At 58.9% G+C, this 24,473-nt stretch carries 21 protein-coding genes and 1 riboswitch; of the genes, 11 read left to right on the forward strand and 10 right to left on the reverse strand.

Going from position 1 to position 24,473, the window contains the following annotated elements:
- Positions 1-23 precede the first annotated feature (23 nt).
- Both recG and purL read left to right on the forward strand, forming a co-directional pair.
- Complete coding sequence (gene recG, locus ACVWYZ_RS06470; RefSeq protein WP_457466566.1) at positions 24-2,528, forward strand: ATP-dependent DNA helicase RecG; 2,505 nt, start codon at positions 24-26, stop codon at positions 2,526-2,528.
- 12 nt (positions 2,529-2,540) lie between these two features.
- On the forward strand, positions 2,541-4,868 hold the full coding sequence (purL, locus tag ACVWYZ_RS06475; RefSeq protein ID WP_457466550.1) for a phosphoribosylformylglycinamidine synthase subunit PurL: 2,328 nt from the start codon (positions 2,541-2,543) through the stop codon (positions 4,866-4,868).
- A gap of 86 nt (positions 4,869-4,954) precedes the next feature.
- Here purL and trxB read toward each other — a convergent pair whose 3' ends face one another.
- Positions 4,955-6,385 carry a thioredoxin-disulfide reductase gene (gene trxB / locus ACVWYZ_RS06480; protein WP_457466551.1) on the reverse strand — a complete coding sequence of 477 codons (1,431 nt, stop codon included), beginning with the start codon at positions 6,383-6,385 and terminating at the stop codon, positions 4,955-4,957.
- 120 nt (positions 6,386-6,505) lie between these two features.
- Positions 6,506-6,685: a hypothetical protein gene (locus ACVWYZ_RS06485; protein WP_414356529.1), complete on the reverse strand. Its 180-nt coding sequence runs from the start codon at positions 6,683-6,685 to the stop codon at positions 6,506-6,508.
- A 187-nt stretch (positions 6,686-6,872) separates the two neighbouring features.
- Between ACVWYZ_RS06485 and glnA the strand changes: the two genes are divergently transcribed.
- The 3 genes from glnA (at position 6,873) to ACVWYZ_RS06500 (ending at position 9,841) form a co-directional block, all read left to right on the forward strand.
- Complete coding sequence (gene glnA, locus ACVWYZ_RS06490; RefSeq protein ID WP_414382284.1) at positions 6,873-8,297, forward strand: type I glutamate--ammonia ligase; 1,425 nt, start codon at positions 6,873-6,875, stop codon at positions 8,295-8,297.
- Positions 8,298-8,559: 262 nt separating this feature from the next.
- Positions 8,560-9,114, forward strand: coding sequence for a hypothetical protein (locus tag ACVWYZ_RS06495; protein ID WP_457466552.1), 555 nt, complete (start codon positions 8,560-8,562; stop codon positions 9,112-9,114).
- Positions 9,115-9,196: 82 nt separating this feature from the next.
- Positions 9,197-9,841: an SDR family oxidoreductase gene (locus tag ACVWYZ_RS06500; RefSeq protein WP_457466567.1), complete on the forward strand. Its 645-nt coding sequence runs from the start codon at positions 9,197-9,199 to the stop codon at positions 9,839-9,841.
- Between the two features lie 152 nt (positions 9,842-9,993).
- On the opposite strand, the gene ACVWYZ_RS06505 is transcribed toward ACVWYZ_RS06500, so the two are convergent.
- Complete coding sequence (locus ACVWYZ_RS06505) at positions 9,994-10,446, reverse strand: DUF4278 domain-containing protein (protein ID WP_457466553.1); 453 nt, start codon at positions 10,444-10,446, stop codon at positions 9,994-9,996.
- A gap of 79 nt (positions 10,447-10,525) precedes the next feature.
- A riboswitch (Glutamine riboswitch) is annotated at positions 10,526-10,621 on the reverse strand.
- 265 nt (positions 10,622-10,886) lie between these two features.
- On the opposite strand from ACVWYZ_RS06505, the gene ACVWYZ_RS06510 reads away from it, so the two are divergent.
- The 4 genes from ACVWYZ_RS06510 (at position 10,887) to cysW (ending at position 15,701) form a co-directional block, all read left to right on the forward strand.
- Complete coding sequence (locus ACVWYZ_RS06510; protein WP_457466554.1) at positions 10,887-12,788, forward strand: cation:proton antiporter; 1,902 nt, start codon at positions 10,887-10,889, stop codon at positions 12,786-12,788.
- Positions 12,789-13,009: 221 nt separating this feature from the next.
- Entirely contained in the window at positions 13,010-14,065 is a 1,056-nt protein-coding gene (locus tag ACVWYZ_RS06515; RefSeq protein ID WP_457466555.1) for a sulfate/molybdate ABC transporter ATP-binding protein, read from the forward strand.
- A 6-nt stretch (positions 14,066-14,071) separates the two neighbouring features.
- Positions 14,072-14,884, forward strand: a complete 813-nt coding sequence (cysT, locus tag ACVWYZ_RS06520) for a sulfate ABC transporter permease subunit CysT (protein WP_457466556.1) — start codon at positions 14,072-14,074, stop codon at positions 14,882-14,884.
- A complete protein-coding gene (cysW, locus tag ACVWYZ_RS06525) occupies positions 14,874-15,701 on the forward strand; it encodes a sulfate ABC transporter permease subunit CysW (protein WP_457466557.1) in 828 nt (275 codons plus the stop codon). Before cysT ends, cysW begins: the two co-directional genes overlap by 11 nt.
- 14 nt (positions 15,702-15,715) lie before the next feature.
- Here the strand turns inward: cysW and msrA are convergent, their stop codons facing one another.
- Together msrA and ACVWYZ_RS06535 are read right to left on the reverse strand one after the other, a co-directional pair.
- Positions 15,716-16,384, reverse strand: a complete 669-nt coding sequence (msrA, locus tag ACVWYZ_RS06530) for a peptide-methionine (S)-S-oxide reductase MsrA (protein WP_457466568.1) — start codon at positions 16,382-16,384, stop codon at positions 15,716-15,718.
- A gap of 82 nt (positions 16,385-16,466) precedes the next feature.
- Entirely contained in the window at positions 16,467-17,399 is a 933-nt protein-coding gene (locus ACVWYZ_RS06535) for an ABC transporter permease (protein WP_457466558.1), read from the reverse strand.
- Positions 17,400-17,691: 292 nt separating this feature from the next.
- Here ACVWYZ_RS06535 and ACVWYZ_RS06540 point away from each other — a divergent pair, with 292 nt between their 5' ends.
- A complete protein-coding gene (locus tag ACVWYZ_RS06540; protein WP_457466559.1) occupies positions 17,692-18,264 on the forward strand; it encodes a sigma-70 family RNA polymerase sigma factor in 573 nt (190 codons plus the stop codon).
- A 270-nt stretch (positions 18,265-18,534) separates the two neighbouring features.
- Here ACVWYZ_RS06540 and xth read toward each other — a convergent pair whose 3' ends face one another.
- The 3 genes from xth to sfsA all read right to left on the reverse strand — a co-directional run bounded on the left by xth (position 18,535) and on the right by sfsA (position 21,410).
- Positions 18,535-19,320, reverse strand: coding sequence for an exodeoxyribonuclease III (xth, locus tag ACVWYZ_RS06545; protein ID WP_457466560.1), 786 nt, complete (start codon positions 19,318-19,320; stop codon positions 18,535-18,537).
- A gap of 12 nt (positions 19,321-19,332) precedes the next feature.
- Positions 19,333-20,592, reverse strand: coding sequence for a GTP cyclohydrolase II (locus ACVWYZ_RS06550; protein WP_457466561.1), 1,260 nt, complete (start codon positions 20,590-20,592; stop codon positions 19,333-19,335).
- 98 nt (positions 20,593-20,690) lie between these two features.
- The gene (gene sfsA, locus ACVWYZ_RS06555) at positions 20,691-21,410 is read right to left on the reverse strand and encodes a DNA/RNA nuclease SfsA (RefSeq protein ID WP_457466562.1); all 720 of its coding nucleotides are present in this window, start codon (positions 21,408-21,410) and stop codon (positions 20,691-20,693) included.
- A 304-nt stretch (positions 21,411-21,714) separates the two neighbouring features.
- On the opposite strand from sfsA, the gene ACVWYZ_RS06560 reads away from it, so the two are divergent.
- On the forward strand, positions 21,715-22,317 hold the full coding sequence (locus ACVWYZ_RS06560; RefSeq protein ID WP_414332504.1) for a LabA-like NYN domain-containing protein: 603 nt from the start codon (positions 21,715-21,717) through the stop codon (positions 22,315-22,317).
- A gap of 46 nt (positions 22,318-22,363) precedes the next feature.
- Here the strand turns inward: ACVWYZ_RS06560 and cbiE are convergent, their stop codons facing one another.
- Entirely contained in the window at positions 22,364-23,623 is a 1,260-nt protein-coding gene (gene cbiE / locus ACVWYZ_RS06565) for a precorrin-6y C5,15-methyltransferase (decarboxylating) subunit CbiE (protein ID WP_457466563.1), read from the reverse strand.
- A complete protein-coding gene (locus ACVWYZ_RS06570; RefSeq protein ID WP_457466564.1) occupies positions 23,624-24,370 on the reverse strand; it encodes a hypothetical protein in 747 nt (248 codons plus the stop codon).
- Positions 24,371-24,473: the final 103 nt, after the last annotated feature.

A 24,473-nucleotide genomic window follows, 5' to 3' on the forward strand; every position in this document is an offset into this window, starting at 1 on the left:
GGCAGCCAAGCAACTTGACGCAGGTGGATCTACAGCGGCTCCAGCGCGCCCTTTCTCTGGAAGCAGAGTTGGGGTTTACCAATCTCCAGGGGCGAGAGCAGACCTTCTCTCAGTTTGTGGGGAGCGTGTTTGGACAGGATCCCCCCTCTGACTGGGTGCTGAATGGAGATGACCGGCGGCGATGGAAAGAACTGGGATCCCGCTATACCCTGTATTCCGAGCTGGAGCTGCCCGAACGCCAGCACCTGGTGGCCGAAACTCGCCGCTGGCTGGAGCGAGTCCGACGTCAGCAAGAGCAGCCCCAACCGTTCGCACCAACGGGGCGGAGCCCTCGTTCCCACCCACCTAGCCCGCTGGCGGCCTCGTCGCAACAGCGGTGGGGTTCCCAGAGCCCCATTTCCCCGCCTCTCCCCGCCGGCCTCAGCCTGGAGCAGCCGCTGCAGTTTCTCAAAGGCATTGGTCCCAAGTCAGCGGAGAAACTGGCACAACTGGGCCTACACAGCGTGCGGGATGCCCTCTACTACTTCCCCCGCGACTACCTGGACTATTCCCGGCGGGTGCTCATCCGCCAAGCCAAGGTGGGGGAGACCGTTACCCTTGTAGGGACGGTGAAAAGTTGCAGTTGCTTTACCAGCCCTAAGAATCCCTCGCTGACCATCTTCAACCTAAAGATTGCCGACAAAAGTGGTGTAATTACCCTCAGCCGCTTCTACAGCGGGCGGCAGTTTGCCCAGCGCAGTTGGCAAGCTTCCCTGGAGCGGCAATACCCCAAGGGAGCGGTGGTGGCTGCCAGTGGCTTGGTGAAAAAGGGTAGGCTGGGCCTGACGTTGGACAACCCCCAAATTGAAGTACTGGCCAGCGAGGGCAGCCTGCAGGACAGTTCTGGGGTTGGCAAGATCCTGCCCGTCTACCCTCTCTCGGAAGGGATCCCCGCCGATCTGGTGCGCAAGGCGGTGCAACTGGCTTTGCCGGCGGCGGCCTTGGTGGAGGATCCCTTGCCGGCGGATCTCAAGCGGCAGTTGCAGCTTTTGGACTTGCCTGTTGCCCTGCAGCAGATCCACTTTCCTGAGACCCGAGAGCTGCTGGCCCAGGCCCGGCGGCGGCTGGTGTTCGATGAGTTTTTCTACCTACAACTAAGCCTATTGCAGCGGCGACACCGCTATCGTGCCCAAGCTCAGGCCATACCTCGTTACCAGCCGGCTAGAGGGGAGCTGTTGGATCGCTTCTACCAAATCCTGCCCTTTCAGCTTACCGCTGCCCAGCAGCGGGCCATCGACGAGATCCTAGCGGATCTGCGGGATCCCTTGCCCATGAACCGCCTGCTCCAAGGGGATGTGGGATCCGGCAAAACCGTGGTGGCGGTGGCGGCTTTGCTGGCAGCCATTCAATCCGGCTGGCAAACGGCCCTGATGGCTCCCACCGAGGTCTTGGCCGAGCAACACTACCGCAAGTTGGTGGAATGGCTAAGCCAGCTACAGGTGCCCGTCGAACTGTTGACCGGCTCCACCCCTCCCGCCAAACGCCGGGAGATCTTGCGGCAGTTGCAGACTGGGGAATTGCCCTTGGTGGTGGGCACCCATGCTCTCATCCAGCCGGCAGTGCAGTTTCGCAACCTGGGCTTGGTGGTCATCGACGAGCAGCACCGCTTTGGCGTGGAGCAGCGGGCCGCTCTGCAACAGAAAGGGGATCACCCCGATGTTCTCACTATGACCGCCACCCCCATCCCCCGCACCCTCACCCTGGCCCTGCATGGGGATCTGGATGTTACCCAAATTGACGAGCTGCCGCCGGGGCGCAAGCCCGTGCACACCCTGGTGGCCCGGCCAGGGGATCGCCTGCAGGTGATGCGGCTTATCGAGCGGGAAATTGCCCAAGGGCGGCAGGCCTACGTGGTGCTGCCGTTGATTGAAGAGTCGGAGAAGCTGGATCTGAAATCCGCCATTGAGGAACACCAGCGTCTGCAGGAAAAGGTCTTCCCCCAATTTCGGGTGGGCCTGCTGCACGGGCGCTTGACCAGTAGCGAGAAGGAAGCTGTCATTGCGGCCTTTCGCCGGCGGGAGCTGGATATTCTGGTCTCTACCACGGTGGTGGAGGTGGGGGTAGATGTGCCCAATGCCTCGGTGATGCTGGTGGAGCATGCGGAGCGCTTTGGGCTCTCCCAACTGCACCAACTGCGGGGGCGGGTAGGACGGGGATCCGACCAAGCCTATTGCATCTTGATGACGGGATCCAAAGGAGAAGATGCTCTGCGGCGGCTGAAGGTGCTGGAGCAATCCCACGACGGGTTTTTCATTGCCGAGATGGATCTGCGCTTCCGGGGGCCGGGGGAAGTGATGGGTACCCGCCAGTCGGGGCTGCCGGATTTTGCCCTGGCCAGCCTCATGGACGATCAAGAGGTGCTGCACCTGGCCCGCCAAGCGGCAGAACAGCTCCTGGCCCTTGACCCCGACTTGAAGCGGTGGCCCCCCTTAAGCCGCATACTGGAAGAGCGGCAGGCCCGTTTCCTGGGCCCTGGGCTGCTGACCTAATGGCTATAGGCGATGTATACCCTCGAAGACTTAAAGGCCCACGGCCTTTCCCCAGACGAATACCAGAAGATCCAGCAGCAGCTGGGCCGGGATCCCAACCCCAACGAGCTGGCCATGTTTGGGGTGATGTGGTCAGAGCACTGCTGCTACAAAAACTCCCGCCCTCTGCTGAAAAACTTTCCCACCACGGGCGAGCGGGTGGTGGTGGGGCCGGGGGAAAATGCCGGGGTGGTGGATTTGGGGGAGGGGGATTGGCTGGCTTTTAAGATCGAGTCCCACAACCATCCTTCAGCGGTGGAGCCCTTTCAGGGGGCGGCCACAGGTGTGGGAGGGATCCTGCGGGATATCTTTACCCTGGGCGCCCGTCCCATTGCCCTCCTCAACTCGCTGCGCTTTGGGCCGCTGACCGATCCCCGCAACCGCCGCTTGATGGCCAGGGTGGTGGAGGGCATTGCCCACTACGGCAACTGTGTTGGGGTGCCCACCGTAGGCGGCGAGGTGGCCGTGGATCCCTGCTACACGGGCAATCCTCTGGTGAACGTGATGGCCTTGGGGCTGCTGGAGACCCCTACGGTTGTCAAATCTGCAGCCCAAGGGGTGGGAAATCCCGTTTTGTATGTAGGCTCCACTACAGGGCGGGATGGGATCCGCGGGGCCAGCTTTGCCAGCGCCGTTCGCGTCAGCGGGACGGAGTCCTCACTTGGGGAGCACTCCCAACGGGATCTGCCGGCGGTGCAGGTGGGGGATCCCTTCCTGGGCAAATGTCTCATCGAGGCCTGTCTGGAGGCCTTTGCCACAGGAGCTGTGGTGGCTGCCCAGGATATGGGGGCAGCCGGGATCACCTGCTCCACCGCGGAGATGGCCGCCAAGGGAGGGGTGGGGATCCGCTTTGACCTCGACCGAGTGCCGGCGCGGGAAAGCGGCATGGCTGCCTGGGAATACCTGCTCTCGGAATCCCAGGAGCGGATGCTGCTGGTGGTGCAAAAAGGCCGCGAGGCGGAGGTGATGGAGATCTTCCACCGCTGGGGTTTGCAAGCTAGTGTGGCCGGGGAAGTCATTGCCGAGCCGCTGGTGGAGATCTGGCACCAGGGATCCTGCGTGGTGCAGGTGCCGGTGCGGGCTTTGGCCGAAGACACCCCCGTCTATGTCCGTCCGGTGTTGCCAGAGCCGCCAGCCTACGTGCAGGCAGCGTGGCAATGGGATCCCGCCACTCTACCCCCTTGTGATTGCCAGGGGATCCACCTTGCTCAGGCAACGCTGGCATGGAAAGAGGTGCTGCTGCAGCTTTTGGCCAGCCCCACCCTGGCAAGCAAAGCCTGGATCTATCGCCAATACGACCACCAGGTGCAAAACAACACCGTCCTCTGGCCGGGGCAGGGGGATGCGGCCGTCCTTCGCATTCGCTCTCAAAAGTTTGGCGTAGGAGAAGTGCCCGCTCTCCTGCCCTCTCGCAAGGCGGTGGCTGCCACCCTCGACGGCAATGGCCGCTGGGTGTATTTGGATCCCTACGAGGGGGCCAAGGCAGCCGTGGCAGAAGCGGCCCGCAATCTTTCCTGTGTGGGGGCGGATCCCTTGGCCGTGACCGATAACCTCAATTTCGGCAACCCGGAAAACCCGGTGGTGTACTGGCAGTTGGCCCTGGCCTGTCAGGGGATTGGGGAGGCCTGTCGGGCCCTAGGTACACCGGTAACGGGGGGGAACGTTTCCCTCTACAACGAAACCCTTACCCCCACTGGGTCCCAAGCCATTTACCCCACCCCTGTCATTGGCATGGTGGGTCTGGTTCCCGATTTGCAATTTATCTGTGGCCAAGGGTGGCAGCAGGCAGGGGATCTCATTTACCTGCTGGGATCCCAGGCCCCCGTTAGCTTGGGGGGCAGCGAGTATTTGGCGGTCATCCACCAGCAAGTTACGGGCCGGCCCGCGCCAGTGGATCTGGAATTGGAAAAGCGGGTGCAAGCTGCCTGTCGCCATGGAATCCGCCAGGGCTGGGTGCGCTCTGCCCACGACTGCAGCGAGGGGGGATTGGCTGTGGCTTTGGCAGAAGCCTGCTTGAGCGGAGGCCGCGGCGCAACCCTCTCCCTGGCTCCTGGATCCTTGCGCTGGGATCAGGCCCTGTTTGGCGAGGGATCCAGCCGCATCCTGGTTTCTGTGGATCCGGCCCAGCGCTCTGCTTGGGAAGCCTACTTAGAAGCGCAGCTTGCCGGCCAGTGGCAGCTTTTGGGAGAGGTGGGATCCCCTGCGGATCCCCTGCTCTTAAGGACGGCAGAAGAGGATCCCTTACTGGTGGTGTCTTTGGCAGCCATGCAGGCCGCCTACCACGGTGCCTTTTCGGACTAGCTGAGCCTCGGTTGGGAAACCGTTTTCTGCGCCCAGCTCCCTTCTCCCTTGGGGAGAGGGGCCAGAGGTTGGAGAGGAAAACATCCTTAGGGGGATTTTTCCTCACACAAATTGGCCTGGATCACCTCTCGATATTGGGACTTGGGCTTAACGCCCACCAACTGGGCCACCAGCGTCTTGTTTTTGAAAAATTGCACCGTCGGGGTGCCCGCCACCCCCCCTGCCTCTGCAATCTCCGGATCTTTCTCAATATCGATCTCCACCACGTGCAGCTTGTCCGAGAACTCGTCGATGATTTTGTTCAAGATCGGCTTGAGGGCATGACAAGGGGCACAGGTGGGGGCAGTGTACTTGACCATGAGCAGGCGATCGCTTTCGTGGTAGAGTCGCCGCAGGGCATAGCTCCCCTCATGGCAAGTCTTGCTGAAGTCTAAGTCATCCTGTCCATTCTCCTCAAAGCTGGCCTCCTCAACAGCAGGATCCCCAGCAGACTCTGCCTCAGAAGCAGCGGCAGGGCTGGGTTCAGGAGGACTCTGGGCAAGGACATGGTACTCTTGGGCCAAGCCGTGTTCGGAGAGCCAACGCTCCGCCAACATCGCTGCCATACAGCCGGTACCGGCGGCGGTGATGGCCTGACGAAACTCGTGATCCTGCACGTCGCCGGCGGCAAACACCCCCTCCACACTGGTGGCCACGGATCCCGGGCGGGTGACGATGTAGCCGACTTCATCCAGTTCCAGTTGTCCTTTGAACAAGTCGGTGTTGGGCTTGTGGCCAATGGCATAAAATAGGCCACCCACTGACATCTCGCGTATTTCGCCGGTTTGGTTGTGGCGCACTTTCACCCCGGTCAGACGCAGACCATCCCCCACCACTTCCACCGCTTCGCTGTGCCAGTGCACGGTAATCTTGGGATTGTTGAGAACACGATCCTGCATGGCCTTGCTGGCCCGCATTTTGTCGCTGCGCACCAGCATATGCACATGGGATCCAAACTTGGTCAGGTAGGTGGCCTCCTCACAGGCAGTATCGCCGCCGCCGATCACCACCAATTCCACCCCTCTGAACATGGGCATAGCCCCATCGCAGACAGCACAAGCTGACATGCCCCGGTTCCAGTAGGTCTCCTCCCCCGGCAGGTGTAGGCGCTTGGCTGTGGCCCCGGTGGCGATGATCAGGCTGTGGGTGCGCAATTCCCGCTCGTCAGAACGGACGACAAAGGGCCGCTGGCTTAAATCCACAAAGGTGACATCTTCGGTGTAAAGTTCTGCCCCCCACCGCTGCGCTTGAGCCCGCATGTTCTTCATCAGTTGGGGGCCGGTGATGCCCTCGGGAAAGCCCGGAAAGTTCTCCACCTCGGTGGTGGTCATCAGTTGCCCGCCAGGGATCCCGCCCGCCTGGAACCCCTCGAACACGACCGGCTTCAGGTTGGCACGCCCAGCGTAAATGGCTGCTGTAAACCCAGCAGGGCCGGAGCCGATGATCACCACATTCTCAACCCGATTTTGCTCTGCCATCCGATGTCTCTCCTTCTGCAACAGGACTAAAAGCCAAACTCATAACGACTACGCTTTAGCTTAACACCCTTTGGCAAACCGGGCGAGCTGGGGGCCTGCTGATCCTAATTTTCGCTCGCCTCAGGCAACCGGGGCAGGGTTTTGCCCGCCCCATCCGGTTATTTCTGCCCAGAGGTTGGCAGGGTGGCGGCCATTGCTCAAGTTCTGGATCCCCAACACCCCATCTGGATTGACCAAAACCAACAGGGAAAGGGGAGCGACTCCGATGAGCGAAAAAGCGGTGTCCGAGATAGCCAGCAAGTGGGTCAGAAGGCCAGGCTCAAAGCAATTTTGTATCAGAAACTACAAAATGCCCGTGTTGGCCTTTCTAGGATGAGTGAGCGTTTTTGGCCTGTCTGGGTCGAAGCGTGGGGATCACCTGCTGGGATCCCATTTGTTTCAGCCACAGTTCCCCCAGTCTTAACCGCAACCCAATCAGGAGAGAGTAATGGCATCCACGCCCCAAGAAGTGCTTCAGATGATCCAGGACAACAACGTCCAGATAGTGGATCTCAAGTTTGTGGATATCTTTGGCACCTGGCAGCATGTTTCCTTCCACACCTCGATGATCAAGGAAGAAACCTTCACCGAGGGGCTTCCCTTTGACGGATCCAGTATCCGGGGCTGGAAAGCGATCAACGAGTCGGACATGTACATGGTGCCGGATCCCAAGACGGCTTGGATCGATCCCTTTCTGGAGGTGCCCACCCTCAGCATAACTTGCAGCATTGTTGAGCCGCGCACCGGCCAGCCTTATAGCCGTTGTCCCCGCAGCCTTGCCGCCCGTGCCGTTGCCTATCTGCAATCGACGGGCATTGCCGATACCGCCTACTTCGGGCCGGAGGCAGAGTTTTTCATCTTTGAGGATGTTCGTTTCGACCAAACCCAAAACTCGGCCTACTACTTCGTGGATTCCATCGAAGGTCGCTGGAACTCGGGCCGCGAGGAGAAAGGCGGCAACCTGGGCTACAAGCCTCGCTACAAAGAGGGCTATTTCCCGGCCCCGCCCACCGATGCCCATCAAAACATCCGTACCGAGATGCTGCTGACCATGGGCAAGCTGGGGGTGCCTATCGAGAAGCATCACCACGAGGTGGCTACCGGCGGGCAAGGGGAGCTGGGCTATCGCTTCGCCGATCTGATCACGGCTGCCGACTACATGATGGTTTACAAATACGTGATCCGGAATGTGGCCCGCAAGCACGGCAAAACCGTCACCTTCATGCCCAAGCCCCTGTTTAACGACAACGGCACCGGCATGCACACCCACCAGTCCCTCTGGAAGGATGGCCAGCCTTTGTTCTATAGCGAAGGCACCTATGCCAACCTGAGCGAGACGGCTCTCTACTACATCGGTGGTCTGCTCAAGCATGCCCCGGCGATCCTGGCCTTCACCAACCCCACCACCAACTCCTACAAGCGCTTGGTGCCCGGCTTCGAGGCGCCGGTGAACCTGGCTTACTCCCAGGGCAACCGTTCCGCCGCCATTCGCATTCCCGTGACCGGCAACAATCCCAAAGCCAAGCGTCTGGAGTTCCGCTGCCCGGATGCCACCTGCAATCCCTACATCGCCTTCTCGGCCATGTTGATGGCAGGTCTGGACGGGATCAAGAATAAGATCCACCCCGGCGAGCCCTTGGACAAAGATATCTACGATCTGGAGCCGGAAGAGCTGGCCAAGATCCCTTCCACGCCTGGATCCCTGCTGGATGCCCTGGAAAACCTGCAGAAGGATCATGCCTTCTTGCTGGAGGGAGGCGTCTTCACCGAAGATCTGATCCAGACCTACATCGAGTACAAGATCGACAACGAGATCAACCCCATGAATCTGCGGCCTCACCCCTACGAGTTCGCCCTCTATTTCGACGCCTAATCGAGGTTTTCATCTAAAGCATTAGTTCTCGACCAAGGCTTTTAAACGGGATCCCTTCTTGCTGGAGGGATCCCTTTTTTGTGCCTGCTATGGTACTCTGGATGGGGGTGCTGAGTTTACAAACTCAGGGGGGGTTTGGATGGGATCGCTTATTATTTGGGTCCTTATTCTCTTAGGCCTTCTGGCGCTTGTCGTCTATCTAGGTGACTATCTAGAGAAGAAGCGTCGGGAAGCTTTGGAGCAGGTGGCCAGGAGCCTGGGCATGTCGTTTTCAGCAGAGCTACCCGAAGGGATCCGCTCCCGCTTGCTTCAGGCTGGCTTTGAGCTATTCCAACGAAGCGGCGCTCGTTTCTACAACTCGATGTTCAAACGACTGAACGATGGAACCGAAATCGCCATCTTTGACTACAGCTGGAAGGCTTCCAGAAGAAGAAGAAGAGAGAGAGGGTATTACTTTTCTGTTTTCTGGGCCTATTGCGAAGACCTACGGCTACCTCATTTTCGGCTGCACCCAGAAGTTCCCTTGTTCCACGACGTTGCTAAAGCTTTTGGCATGCAGGATATCAATTTCGAGAACCATCCCGACTTTTCTCGCCGCTACCTTTTGCGCGGAGAAGATGAGGCTAAGATTCGCCTGCGCTTCCACCCCAGTTTCCTCAACTTCTTGGAGCAGCATCCTCCTTGTTATGCGGAGGGATTCGGGCCGCAGCTTGTCATTTGGCGGGATTACCCACCACCGGTGACTCCAGAAAAAATGGCAGACTGGCTGCGCTTTGGGGAAGAATGGGTGCAGCGACTGCGGTTGCGTCGGGTTTAGGCTCCCTCGTCTTCGGCACTCAAGCAAGGCTGATCCCCAGGTATGATGGGGGAAAGAGTTTAAGAAACGTGAAGTGTCTCCGTTGTCCCAGGCAGTTGTTCTCGTGACAGGGGCCACAGGGGGAATTGGCAGTGCCCTTGTGCCTCTCTTGGCCCAGGCCGGAGCCCATCTAGTGCTGGCGGCGCGGCGAGAGGATCCCTTGCGCACGCTGGCGGAGAAAGCGATGTCCCTGGGGGCTGCCTCCGGGCTGGGGATCCCTGCCGATGTGACGGATTACGCTCAGGCGGAGGCCCTGGTCAACCAGACCCTCCAAAGGCACGGGCGGATCGACGTGGTGATCAACTTGGCCGGAGCCGGGATCCTCAAGCCTGCCCAGCACATTACCCCTGTTGAGCTGGAGCGGATGCTGGCGGTCAACCTCAAGGGCAGCTTCTACACCAGCCAACTGGCGGCCAACGCCATGCGGGAGCAAAAATCCGGCCACATCCTCAACTTCCCCGGCATTCTGGGTCGCCACCCCATGGCCATGGCCTCGGCTTACTGTGCTGCCAAATTTGGCGTGGTCGGCTTTACCAAGTGCATGGCCGATGAGCTAAAGCGCTTTGGGGTGCGCTTTACCCTGTTTTACTTTGGCGGCATCGACTCGCCCTTTTGGGATCCCATCAGGGATCCCGTTTTTTTCCGAGGAAATAGCACCCCTCAATTGTGGATCCCTTGGGCAACTTAGCTACTTTTGGTCAACAGCACCTCGTGCCAGCGTTGAAGCGTCTTGTGCCGTCCATCGACCTGAGGAAGCTCAACCCAGAAACCAAAAGGGGATCCCCAGCAGGGATCCCTTCTCGCTGAGCTCATGCCAGAGCATCAACAGTTACGGGCAGATCAGCTCATGCTGACACGGCTACGGTCGTAGTTGAGCCGGAAGGTGGGATGCACTTTTCCTTGGATGCGGTTCCAGAAGTTGCGCACGTTGACATGCAGGCCAATCTGCTCTGTACCGCGGATCAGCATGGATTGCTGACGAATCCGAATCAAACGTTGATGGCTCATCATCAAGCGGCGAGACAGGTCGTCCAAGAGGTGAGAACGGCCAGCAGCAGCCACCGGGGCAGATGCCTCTGCCGTCTGAACGGGTTGAGCCGATCCTTCGACCGCCTTGGGATGATAAGCCACACCTCGATAGAGCAGGTCAAGGTTGGTGGGCAAAACCACCGGCTTGGTCAGATGGCGGAACCGCCAGTCCAGCCCCCGGTAACGACCCCCCACTTTGCCGGGAGAAACCGCCGCTGTTGCAGAAGAGGGGGTGTAATCGACGCCACGGTAAAAGAGTGCCATGATCTTCGCCTCCAATGAGTTGAGTTTTCATCCGTTCGCCTTCTCCCAAGAGAAGCCCCACGGTTACCAGAAGAGTTGAGGCGCGTTCCTTCGGGATCTCTCCCTACTTCCGTCCTCTGGCTGCGATGTCGCTCTACCCATGATGAGCCGCCCAGCACGCGAGAGGATGAACGATTTCTATCTACATTCTGTATTATAAGCTACGGTTTTGGGGTGTTGTCAGCAACTTTTAACAAAAATTTCCACTGAGTTTCCGTCCAGCTTCCTCTGAATCCAGGCTGGATCTGAATCCGGGCTGGGCCAGCCGGGATCCTCGGGGGCAGCAGGGTGCAGAGCTTGAAGCCGAGTTCTTCGCTCTGTCCGAGATGCCAGAGGAAGCATTATCGTGGAAGAATCCTCAGGATTGGCTACAAAAGTTCACATTCCTCGGTGAGTGCCCTGTGCAGGAAGACTTTCGTCTGATTTTGGACATTGTGACGGTATTGGCGGCAGCGGCAGCGGGTGGATTTTTGGCCTCACTGCTGAGGCAGCCGGTGTTGCTGGGCTACTTATTAGCCGGGATCTTAGTGGGGCCCACCGGGCTGGGGTGGATCAAAGAGTTGGTTCAGGTGGAAACCCTGGCTCAATTTGGGGTGACCTTTTTGCTGTTCACCTTGGGGGTGGAGTTTTCCCTGAAAGAATTGCGCAAAGTGCGGGGGATCGCCGTTGGCGGCGGCATTTTGCAAATCAGCCTGACGATTTTGATCACGGCGGTGCTGGCAGTGGTCAGCGGCTGGTTGACGCCGGTGCAAGGGATCTTTTTAGGGGCCGTACTCTCCTTGTCTTCCACGGCGGTGGTGCTCAAAAGCCTCACCGAGACCAACCAGATGGACACTCCCCAAGCCCAAGCCATGTTGGGGATCCTGATTGTGCAGGACTTGGCAGTGGGGCTGATGCTGGCGGTGTTGCCGGCTTTGGATTGTCCCTTGCCGGAGCTGGCGGGATCCCTGGCCAGGGCCTTGGCAGAAATCGGCTTGGTGGGGCTGGGGGCGGTGGTAGGCGGGATTTGGCTGGTTCCCGGTTTCCTGCGTCTGCTGGCTCAGCAGGAGAGCAAAGAGGTGTTTCTGCTGGGGGTGATCAGCCTCTGCGTGGGGATTGCCCTGTTGACGGAGCGGCTGGGCATTTCCAGCGAGATTGGGGCCTTCATTGCCGGGCTGATGATCTCGGAGGTGGAATACGCCGACCAAACCCTGGACTATGTGGAGCCTTTGCGGGATGTGTTTGCCGCTCTCTTTTTTGCGGCCATCGGCATGCTCATCGATCCCAGCTTTATCCTCGGCCATCTGTTGCTGATCCTGGGGCTGGTGGGGCTGGTGATGGTGGGCAAGTTTTGCATCGTGGCTCCTTTGGCGCGGCTGTTTGGCTACGCTCTGCCGGCAGCGGTGGTGGTGGGGCTGGGCTTATCGCAAATCGGCGAATTTTCCTTTGTGCTGGCCAGCGAGGGGCAGGCGTTGGGGTTGGTGTCGCGACAGATCTATTTGTTGATTGTCAGCACTACAGCCGTTACCCTTCTGCTCACCCCCTTTCTGCTGAGGGGCGCTCCTCGACTGTTTTCCGGGCTACACGGGATCCCCTTCTTGGCCCGTTGGTTGGAATTGGGCGAGCGGCCTCGTGCTCTGGCCCCTGAGGCTCCTCAACAGGGGCATGTGGTGGTGTGCGGCTATGGGCAGGTGGGGCAAGATATTGTGCGCATTCTGGAAGCCCGTCGTCACCCCCTCTTGGTTATCGATCAGTCAGAACGGGTGATCCAACACCTGCGTTCCCGTGGGATCCCTTACTTGTATGGGAATGCCGCCAGCGCCTTGGTGCTGGAGAAAGCTTGCCTGCCCCAGGCCCGCGCTCTGGTCATTGCCCTGCCGGATCGCATGAGCATCCGCCTCTGCCTAAAACGAGCTCTGGAGTTGGCGCCGCGATTGGATGTGGTGGTGCGAGCTACCGACAAGGAAGACATCGAACAGCTCTATCAGTTGGGGGCCAGAGAAGTTGTCCATCCCGAATTCGAGGCCAGCTTGGGTCTGTGCAGCCATGTGTTGCTGGAATTGGGAGAACCCCCAGACATCATTCAGCAGGAGATCCTGGCCATTCGCAGCAGCCACTACCGCGATCTGCGCCCTCTCCACCCCAGTTGCCTGATCCCTGCCCCCCTCAGTTGGCTAACGCAGCAGGCCCAACCCCTATCCCCAGAAAGCCCTGCCAACAGTAGCCATGACAGCAGCCCGGCAGAATCTTCCTCGGCGTGGTGGGAACGCTGGCAGCGGCCCGTTCAGCCGGAATGGGCAGGGATCCCTGGCTCTGCCGATTGACGCACCACCCCTGCTACACGCGAAGCACTCCAACGGATTTGGGTAGGGAGTCTCCCTTGTTTTGGATCCCCGTTCAAGTTATCCTGGGAGCTGTATCAACGGTTTGTTGACAGGTTTACCGTAGATTAGCCGCGAGTTTAACTGCCCTCACCCTCTCAAGAAGACTCAGCCGGCAACCGATCCAGCAACTTCTCAGGCAAACCACTAGCTAGGCAGAACCTATGGGTATCACCATCGAAGGGGTATCGAAGCGTTTTGGCGAGTTTCAGGCCCTTCACCCCACCGATCTCACCATTCCTACGGGATCCCTGGTGGCCTTGTTGGGGCCGTCGGGTTCTGGCAAATCCACCCTGCTGCGTCTCATTGCCGGCCTAGAAAAGCCGGATACGGGGCGGATTTTCCTCACCGGGCGGGATGCTACCCATGCCAGCGTTCAAGAGCGCAACATTGGTTTTGTCTTTCAGCACTATGCCCTGTTCAAGCACATGACGGTGCGGCAGAACATCGCCTTTGGCTTGGAGATCCGCAAGGCTTCACGGGCCGAGATCCGGGCGCGAGTGGATGAGCTGTTGGAGCTGGTGCAGCTATCGGGGTTCGGGGATCGCTACCCCTCTCAACTCTCTGGGGGGCAGCGGCAGCGGGTGGCCCTAGCCCGCGCTTTGGCGGTGGAGCCGCAGGTGTTGCTGTTGGATGAGCCCTTTGGGGCCCTGGATGCCAAAGTCCGCAAAGAGCTGCGCAAGTGGTTGCGGCGCCTGCACGATGAGGTGCATGTGACAACGGTATTTGTAACCCATGATCAAGAGGAAGCCATGGAGGTGGCGGATCAGATCGTGGTGATGAACCAGGGGCGGATCGAACAGGTGGGATCCCCGGCAGAAATCTATGACCATCCAGCTACACCCTTCGTGATGAGCTTTGTCGGCCCAGTCAACGAGCTTTCTCCCCGTTCCCAACTCTCCTGCCAGCTTCCCGAGGTGCAGACCGGCCCGCATCAGCTTTTTTTGCGCCCCCACGATGTGCAGATTGAAGTTAACCCCAGTAGCAGCGGCGTCTCTGCTTGGGTGAAAGAGATCATTCACCTGGGGCGGGAGATTCAGGCAGAGCTGGTTCTGAGCGACGGCGGATCCCTGTGGGCCCATCTCAGCCGCGAGCAATATGCCAACCAACCCCTGCAGGTGGGGCAGCAGGTCTATGTGCGCCCCAAGGTGGTGAAAGCCTTTCCCGTCAAAAAAAACGACAAAAAAACCGAAATGACCGCAATGCCGGTGGGAGCTTGAGAAGCGTTGCTGCAGGTTTTGTCTCAACTGTCTTGGCCGTGGCGGCTGACCCTGGGCTATCTCTTCTTGATGTTGGTTCTGCCGCTGGCTGCCTTGATCGCCAAGTCCAGCACTGTGGGCTGGGCAGAGTTTTGGCGGATCGCGACGGATCCCGTGGCTCTCTCCGCCTATGAAGTTACTTTTGTAACCGCGTTGCTGGCGGCTCTGATCAACGGCGTGATGGGCACTTTGACCGCTTGGGTGTTGGTGCGCTACGCCTTCCCCGGCAAAAAGCTCCTAGAGGGGTTGATCGATCTGCCCTTTGCTCTGCCGACTGCGGTAGCCGGCCTCACCTTGGCGACGGTTTACAGCAGCAACGGCTGGGTGGGATCCCTTTTGGCCCCCTTTGGGATCCGCATCTCCTTTACCCGCTTGGGGGTGGGTGTGGCGATGCTGTTTATTTCTTTTCCTTTTGTGGTGCGGACGGTGCAGCCGGTGTTGCAGGAGCTGGAGAAAGATGTAGAAGAGGCAGCCTGGAGTTTGGGGGCTTCCCGCTTTCAGACCTTCCGACGGGTGGTGCTGCCCCAGATTCTGCCGGCAGTGCTCACCGGGGTGGCCCTGGGGTTTTCCCGCGCCGTTGGGGAATACGGCTCTGTGGTGATCATTGCTTCCAGCATTCCCTTTCGGGATTTGATCGCGGCGGTGCTGGTGATTCAGCGGCTGGAACAACACGACTATGCCGGGGCAACGGTGATCGGAACGGTGATGTTGGGGATCTCTTTCCTGTCGCTGGTGGTAATTAATCTTCTGCAAGCCTGGGGAAGCCGCCATGAAACCTGACGAGGTAGCAGGTGTCAAACCGAAGCCCTCAACATGGCTGTCGGGCCTGTTGATCGGGATCGTCGGGCTCTACATCGCGCTGCTGCTCGGGATCCCGGTGGTGAACATCTTCTATCAGGCGTTTCGAGAAGGGATCCCAGCCTTTCTCCATCGCCTGACGGAGCGGGAGTTGCTCAGTGCCCTGCGGTTGACGGTGCTGACGGCGCTGGTCGTTGTGCCCCTCAATACCTTTTTCGGCCTCTGTGCCGCCTTGGCCATTGCTCATCGGCGTTTTCCGGGGCGGGCGCTGCTGCTGAGCCTGATCGATCTGCCCTTTTCCATTTCCCCGGTGGTGGCTGGCCTAATGCTGGTGCTCATCTTCGGGCGTCAGGGTTGGCTGGGATCCTGGAGGGTTATCTTTGCATTTCCGGGCATTGTGTTGGCAACGGCTTTCATCACCCTTCCTTTTGTGGCGCGGGAAGTGTTGCCGGTGTTGGAGGAGGCAGGCACCGACCAGGAAGAAGCCGCCAAAACGCTGGGGGCAACCCCCTGGCAGATCTTTTGGAGAATCACCCTGCCCAACATCCGCTGGGGCCTTTTGTACGGCGTCATCTTGACCAATGCCCGCGCCATGGGGGAGTTCGGCGCTGTGGCCGTGGTCTCCGGCAACATCATCGGGCGCACCCAAACCCTGCCCCTGTTCGTGGAAGATGCCTATCGCAGTTACGCCACTGCCTCAGCCTATGCGGCGGCGGTGGTGCTCTCCTTGCTGGCGGTGGTAACCCTAGTGGCTAGGGAGTTCCTTGAGCGGGGATCCCATTCCCGCCGAGTCTTTTGACGGTTGGGTTGGGGCTAGGCAGGCTCGGTGAGGATCTCCGGCAGACAAACCTTAGTGCCCCCCAGGCCGCAGTAGCCGCGCGGATTCTTGGCCAGATATTGCTGGTGGTAGTCTTCGGCGTAGTAAAACTCAGGCGCGTCTAAGATCTCGGTGGTGATCTGGCCGTAGCCGTGGGCGGTCAGGGCCTGCTGATAGAGATCGCGGGTTTTTTCCGCCAGCTCCCGCTGCGCCGGAGAATACACATAGATGCCGGAGCGGTATTGGGTGCCCACGTCATTGCCCTGGCGCATCCCCTGGGTAGGGTCGTGATTTTCCCAAAACACCTTCAGCAGTTGGGCATAGCTGACCTGAGCCGGGTCGTAAACCACCCGCACCACTTCGTTGTGGCCGGTCAGGCCAGTACAGACCTCTTCGTAGGTGGGGTTGGGGGTAAACCCGCCGGCATAGCCCACCGCTGTGCTGAACACCCCTGGCACCTGCCAAAACTTGCGCTCTGCCCCCCAGAAGCAGCCCATGCCGAACATGGCCAGCTCCATGCCCTCGGGAAAAGGCGGCTGCAGCGGATTGCCGTTGACAAAATGCCGATTCACGATCACCATCGGCTCGGCCCGGCCCGGCAAGGCTTCTTCCGGTTTGGGCAGGGACAGTTTCTTGCCAAGTTTGCCAAAGCCAAAGAGCACCATAGGGACAGCCCGATACATTCGTTAACAGTTACCAGCCTAGCTCAGTTGGCTCCTCATGTCCCGGAAAAATCCTCACATTGGGTCAGCTCACCGATTCAAAAGCCCCCAGCCGCTTGGCCACTAGCAGATAGACGGTCATGATCCCCATCGGCACAACCGTGAAGGCTGCCGCCAAGGGAATGTTGCCAGAGGTGCCCTGAAAGGCGAGAACTGCCTGCCCGATGAAATAGCTGGAATTGCCCAGAGAATAAGGCACCACAAAATCTCCTAGCGTTAAGGAAAAGGTGAAGACCGACCCGGCCAGGATCCCTGGCAACGCGAGGGGGAGAATAACATGGCGGAATGTTTGCCAACCCTGAGCCCCCAAATCTGCAGAAGCCTCAATTAAGCTATCGGGCACTCGCTCCAAAGCCGCCTGAATCGGCAGAATCATGTAGGGCAGCCAAACATAGAGAAACACCAAGAAAATACCCAAGTTGGATACGGCCAGCGATGGCCCACCGATCCCGGGCAACTGCAAAATCTTTTCCACCCATCCCTGTAGGCCCACATGGGCGAGTAGGTAGGTGAGGATCCCTTCTTTAGCCAAGATCAACTTCCAGGCATAAACCCGAATCAAATAACTAGACCAAAGCGGTAGGAGCACCAACAAATACAAAAAGCCCTTCCAGCGAGGAGAGGCCAGTCTGACCATGGTATAAGCCAGAGGAAAAGCCAACACAATGGCAGCCAAAGTGACTGCCAAAGCCATAGTCAAGCTGCGGACAAAGATATCCACATTGGCCGGAGTGAGCAGCTCTCGATAGGTGGCCAAAGTCAACTTTCTCAGGATCAGGCCGGTAAAGGGATCCAGATGATAAAAACTTTGCAGCAGCAGCGCCAGCAGCGGCCCCAAGTAAAAGACCAGCAACCAAATGAGAGGTGGCCCCAACAGAATGGCAAGGGTGAGCGTCGGGTGACGATAGAGGAATCCAAACAGATCGGGTTTATCGGTTATCTGAGTTGTTTTGGTCATGGCCAGGCAGGCATGAAGATCAGCTTTTCATTCCCTCTTTTTGGTGTTATTGGAATTGTAGGTCGACGAGCCAATAGAATTCAACAGAATTGGGATTGAGAAAGTGCGAACAGGCAAGAGGGATTGGCTTGTCTACACCTGCCGGCGGGTATCCTTTGAGGGAAAACGGCAATCAGAAGATGCCGGTATCTTGGCGGGAAGTGGAGGGCCATCGTAGACAGGGATCCTTTGAACCTTTTGGGGGCATTGGGAGTCAGACAAAGCAAGGTTGAGAACAAGGGAGCGTCCTCTCGTGCAGGCGGCAAAGGATACATCCGATTGGGAGCTGATCCAGCGCTGCCTCAACGGCGACAGCCAGAGCTTTCGCCAACTCTACCGCAAATACCAGCAGTCGGTACGGAATATCCTCTATCCCTTGTGTGGAGCCGATCTTTTGGATGACCTGGTACAGGAAGTGTTTATTCGTGCCTGGAAAGGGTTGCCTCGGTTTCGCGGCTCGGCCCAGTTTTCCACTTGGCTGTATCGCATCTGTTGGAATGTGGCCTCAGATCAGCGACGGCGCTGCGCCCGGCAACACTCCCAAATCCAAAACCCGGCTCTTAGATCGGATATCGCTCACCCTGGCCCCGACCTGATGCACTTGCACTACCAACAGGCTCTACAGCAAAGCATGGCTCAGCTTAGCTCTGAACACAGAATGGTTCTGATTCTGCACGACCTAGAAGATCTGCCCCAGAAAGAAATCGCTGAGATTTTAGGGATCCCGGTGGGAACGGTGAAGTCCCGGCTGTTTCACGCCCGTGCCACCATCCGTCAACACCTACTTCAGAAGTGGCAGCTCAATTTCAGCGGGTACAACAGCTAAGCCAAGAAGTAAATGCCAAACGTTTTGAGGCAGTTCTGGAAATGCGACAGGTCCTCAGCTCAGAACAGCGGCAACACCTGCTGAAAATTCTCGAAGAGGCCGCTCCATTTTAATTGGATGGCTGGTTGGTATGAGCTGTTATGGTCATTTAAACAGGAATGAAACATTTCCGCCTGGCTCCCCTCTTCCTCTGAGAGAAGGGGTGAAGGCAGTGGCAGGGAGCGTTTGGGGAGTGTCTCAACCTAGCTTGAAATGACTATAACAAGGCGCTTAAATATCCAGGGCAACAATGACAGGGGCATGATCGCTAGGTTTTTCGGCCCGCCGTGGCTCAACATCGATCCAGCAAGCGGTGGCTTTCTCCTGTAGCTCACGAGACAGATAATGATGATCAATGCGCCAGCCGCGATTCCTTTGAAACCCCCCCGAGCGATAGTCCCACCAGCTAAAATGGCCGGGATCGGGGGTGAACCTGCGAAACGCATCTTCAAACCCTAAAGCCAGGATCTCCCGCAGGGCTTGTCGCTCCGGTTCGGAAGCCATGATTTCTCCCACTTTTCGGGGATCATAAATATCCCGATCTTCCAGGGCAATGTTAAAGTCCCCGCAGAGCAGGATGGGATCCCCTTGGCTCAGGGCAACGGCGAGGTAATCCTTCAGCGTGGCTAGCCAGCGCAATTTGTAGGCATATTTTTCCGATCCCACCTCAGCACCGTTGGGCACATAAAGGTTGAGAATACGGATCCCGCGGTAGATGGCGCTCATCAGCCGCTTTTGCTCGTCCAAATCTGCCGCCGCAGGCAACAGCGCACCAAACCCCCGTTCCACTTTTTCCGGGGGATCCCGGCTGATCAGAGCCACACCGTTGTAGGACTTTTGCCCGTAGACCTCCACATGAAAGCCCCGCTCCTGAAAGGCCGCCCGGGGAAAGTCTTCATCCACCACCTTAGTCTCCTGCAGGCAGAGCACATCCAGGGATCCCTGGCTGTCCAGCCAAGCCAAAACCTGAGGCAGCCGGGTGCGAATGGAGTTGACATTCCAGGTGGCCACTTGCATGAGGGATCCCGCTCACTCCACCAAGGCTCTTCCTCGGATTTGGGCCAGCCGCTCCGCATCCAGCACCTTCCCCTCGGTGTAGTAGCCGGCAGCTTTTTTGGCCTCGATCTCCACACGGGCATCCGCCGGGATCAGCTCTTCTGGGATGGGCACCCGCTGCAGAACCTCAATGCCGGAGTTGGTGATGGCTCGATACTTGAGGTCGCTCATGGAAATCAGGCGATCGATTCGGGTTATGCCCAGCCAATGGAGCACATCCGGCATCAACTCCTGAAACCGGATGTCTTGCACCCCTGCCACACACTCGGTACGGGTGAAGTAGGCATCAGCCCGATCCCCTCCTTCCTGGCGCTTGCGGGCGTTGTAGACCAAAAATTTGGTCACCTCCCCCAAGGCGCGGCCTTCTTTGCGCAGGTACACAATCACCCCAGCTCCACCGGCCTGGGCCGTCTTAACGCATTCCTCAATGCCATGCACCAGGTAGGGGCGGCAGGTGCAAATATCCGAGCCAAACACATCGGAACCATTGCATTCGTCGTGAACCCGCACCGCCAGGGGCAAAGCCGGGTCGGTGATGGCGGCCACTTGCCCGATGATGTACACCGTCTGGCCACCGATGGGCGGCAAAAACACCGATAGGTCTGGGCGAGTCACCAATTCTGGAAACATGCCTCCCGTCTGCTCGAAGAGGGTGCGGCGCAGCAGGCTTTCGCTCACCTGCAATCGTTTGGCGATCCCCGGCAGGTACCAGACCGGCTCGATTGCGGCTTTGGTGACCACCAGGCTGCCATTGTCTTTGAGGATCCGGCCATCCACCCGCAACCGCCCTTTGTTGACCGCCTCCTGCAGTTCGGGCATGTGGATGTGGGCCTGGGTAATGGCAATGGTGGGACGAATGTCGTAGCCCTGGGCATAGAGGGGGGCAAAGACTTCTCCCACAACTGCTCCCCAGGGATCCAAAGACACAATCCGGTCTGGATCTCCCCAGCTTGGGTGAGGGCCAATCGACACCACCGGGGCAGTATGGGTTAAATCGGCGCGGTGATCCGCCTGCAAAGAGCCACTGGCCACAGCCAATGCCCGATAGACAGCGTAGGCTCCCGCATGGGTGCCGATGACATTGCGATGGGCAAGATTGGTCAGGCTACCCACCACCGGCCCCCGCTGCAGTGGATCCAAGGCTCCCCAGCGGATCGGCTGGGCTTGCGTCCCATGAGGGGAGGGATGGGAGGTGAGAACAATGTGATGAGGACGGGAGGAAGGTTCGCTCATGGTCCTCAAATGCCTGGAAAATGGAAGAATCTGGAGAAAGCAGAATTATAGGCGATCCCCAGCCGTTTCCAGAGAGCTTGCCCCTTCTTTTGGGGTGCCTAGACAACGATTTTGGCCAAACCCAAGGGGCGGATCCCTGCCGGCGAAACCTCGACCCGATAGGGCAACATCTCTACCCCGACCTGCAGGGCCTCACGAAACAGACGGGCATAGCGGGGATCCCGTTCTTCGCCGGGGGCAAACTCGGTGCAATCGGCGCGATTGATCCAGTACATCAGCAGAGCCCGCTGCCCCTGTTGGCGCACCGCGATCAAATCTTCCAGGTGTTTTTGGCCGCGAGTGGTCACCGTATCGGGAAACAGCGCACGGGATCCCTTGGCCCAGGTGGTGTTCTTCACCTCCAGATAGGCCGAGCCAGCGTCTCCTGTCAGCAGAAAGTCGATTTTGCTCTTGCCGCAGGTCACCTCCCGTTGCCGGCGGGAAAATCCTGCCAACTGGGGAAACCACCCTCGCTCCAGCCCCCATTCCACCAGGCGATTGGGCAAGCTGGTGTTGATCCCCACCCATACTCCATCCACCTGGATCATCTCCCAGGTGTAGGCCAGTTTCCGTTTCGGCTCTGGGTGATGGGAGAGGTACACAGGTGCCCCCACCTGACAGACCCCACTCATCGGCCCTGTGTTGGGGCAATGGGCGATGATCTGTTGCCCGTTTTCCAGCTCCACATCGGCCAAAAACCGCTTGTAGCGGCTGCGCAGCACCCCTCTGTGCAAGGGGCTCGAAAAGCGGTAAGGCACCGGCCCATCCCTGCACTCCATCCGCAAAGCCTCTCCTTATCGTAGGTATTTTTTCTTTAGGATTTTGGAAATCTTCTCCGGGGATCGTCTCTCCTGCGCTAGGGTGAATCATGTGTCCCAAGGCTTGGGGCAGCCTTTTACGGCTTTTTCCGACTTCATGGGAATTCTGCAGATCACTCTGGGAAGCAGTAAGATCCCTATCGCACAAGAGAGGCGTCTGCATTAGCTGTAGTCAGTGCTGCCGGAAAGAGCTGTATTGGCGATTAAACCCATTTAACACCTCTTTTTTCTGCCCTTTTGTCAAAACTTGGAGAAGAAAACCCGAATGCTGCGTCTTGATCCTGATCCCGGCTTTCAGCCTGCGGATCCCTTGCAGGACAACCGTGGGCGTGTGGCCATATTCATCGACGGATCCAATCTGTTCTATGCCGCTCTGCAACTGGGCATTGAGATCGACTACACCCGCCTGCTGAAGACGCTGAGTGGTCGGTCGCCCCTTTTGCGCTCTTTTTTCTACACCGGCGTCGATCGCAACAACGAAAAGCAGCAGGGGTTTTTGCTCTGGATGCGCCGCAATGGCTACCGCGTGGTTACCAAAGAGCTAACCCAGTTGCCCGATGGATCCAAGAGAGCCAACCTGGATGTGGAAATTGCCGTGGATATGCTGTCGCTGGTGCGCTGGTATGAGACGGCTGTGCTGGTGAGCGGTGATGGGGACTTGGCCTACGCGGTCAATGCCGTCAGCTACCAAGGGGCGCGAGTGGAGGTGGTTAGCCTGCGTTCCATGACCAGCGATCAACTGATCAACTTGGCGGATCGCTACATCGACCTGGAATCCATCAAAGACCAAATCAAGAAGACCAACCGTCCCTCCTCCGCCTACCTGTACCGACCAGGGTTCACCGCCGATGAGGAGGACGAGGGATAACTTTCCCTCCCCCACAGGGAGAAGGGAAAGCAGAGCAACGGGGGGCTTACTGGGCTTTCCAATTTGAAGGGATCCCTTGCAGCAGGTAAACCGGGTTCAGGGGGGCAAAGCGGGTGCCCTCGGCCAGGACGGCAGAGCGGGAGATCTGAACGTGATCTACTCGAACTTGCCAGCCCCGAGAACGCAGCCATTGCAGGGCTTCACTGCAGGTTTCTAGGGTAGCGAAGTTGGCCACTAAGATCCCTCCAGGCCGCAGGCGGGCTTCCACCACCGGCAGCAGGTCGCGGATCCCTTTGCCGCCGCCGCCCAGCACCACCCGATCTGGGTCGGGCAAGTTGGCCAACACTTGGGGGGCTGCCCCCGGGATCACCTGCAGGTTCTCTGGGCCAAAGCGTTGCCGGTTGCGCCGAATCAGACAGATGCCCATGGCGTTGCGCTCGACAGCATAGACCTGGAGCCGAGAAGAGAGGCGGGCTATTTCGATGGCCACCGAGCCGGTGCCGGCACCGATATCCCACACCACGCCCTCTTGGGGGAGCTGCAGGGATCCTAAGGTGAGCAGGCGGATGGGCTGCTTGGTGATCAAGCCGGGCTGGTCGGGAAAGGTGTAGAACTGGTCGTCCGGGATCCCGACCAAAGGCCAGCGATGGGGATCTGGCTCCGGTTCTACCCGTCGCAGCACCACCACGTTGGGGTTGGAGAAGGATGAATTCTGACCTTCCTGGAGGGGCACGATCTGCTCTTGAGGGGATCCCAGTTGACTACAGACCCAGGCTTGGTAACGCACCGGCAGCCGCAGGTCGGCAATGAACTGGGCCAAGACGGTCGGTGTATGCTCCGGATCGGTGAGCACCACGATCACAGGGGATCCCTGCTTGAGAACGGCTTCCAACCGCTCCACTCCCCGCCCGTGCAGGCTGAGGATGGTCGCCTCCTGCCAGGGGATCTGCAGGCGGTTCAGGGCCAGCTGCACCGAGCTCACCTGCGGATAGAAGGCCAACCGCTCCGCTGGGAAATACTCCGTCAACAGCCGCCCGATCCCGAAAAAAAGCGGATCCCCGCTGGCCAACAAAACTAGGGATCCCTGAGCCATCTCCTGCTGCAAAAGCGGGATCCAACTTTCCACCGGCCCGGTGAGCGGGATCTTGCGGGCCGGATGATCGGCAAAGTGCCGGAGCAGATGAGGGGCTCCTGCCAAAACCCTGGCTTGGGAAAGGGGGGGGATCCCCCAGGAAGCCACAGAGCCATCCCCCGCTACCCCTACGACCGCAAGCTGAGGTGACCGCCCAGGTGCTGCCGTAGCCATTTAACGTTCGACAGGTGGGTGGTATTGGCGCATGTGATTGAGAAAATCCAGTCGCAGCTCCGCCACTTCCCGTTGCATTTCCCGCATCTCCCGAATAAAGCTGAGTTGAGCCTCGATCAGGCGGCCATCGCGCTCCCGAAATTGCTCCATCATCATGGCTTGCACTTCCCTCAGTTCGGCAAACCCAGCCTGCATATCTCGGCGGCACTCCTGTATGGCCACCTCCAGCTCGTCTCCCCGCTCTTCGTTCTGTCGAATCCGCTCCTGGTTCTGTTGGATCAACGCCCTGATCTCCTGGATTTCGGTCTGGAGTTGGGCTTCCATAGCCTGCCGCTCGGCCCGCATTTCGGCCATCTGGGCCTCAAAGCGCTCAGCCGACCGCTGCTGCTCGGCCCGCATTTCAGCCATCTGAGCCTCAAAGCGCTCGGCAGATCGTTGCTGTTCAGCCCGGATCTCGGAGATTTGGGCTGCAAAGCCCTGCCGCATCTCAACCATCTGAGCCTCAAAGCGCTCAGCCGACCGCTGCTGCTCGGCTCGCATTTCGGCCATCTGGGCCTCAAAGCGCTCGGCAGACCGCTGCTGCTCAGCCCGGATCTCGGAGATTTGGGCTGCAAAGCCCTGCCGCATCTCAACCATCTGAGCCTCAAAGCGCTCAGCCGACCGCTGCTGCTCGGCCCGCATTTCTTGGATTTGTTCTTGTTGTTGCTGAAGGTTGCGAATCAGCCACTCCTCTTGTTCTGGGGTCATGGGAAAGGTGTAAACTACCCGACCCTGACTGCTTCGCAGTACAGGGCGGGCTTAAGGCCTCCGGCCCGCTGGCGCGAACGGTAGCCCTGCAGTTGGCAAGCCA

The organism is Thermostichus sp. MS-CIW-37 (assembly GCF_054060065.1).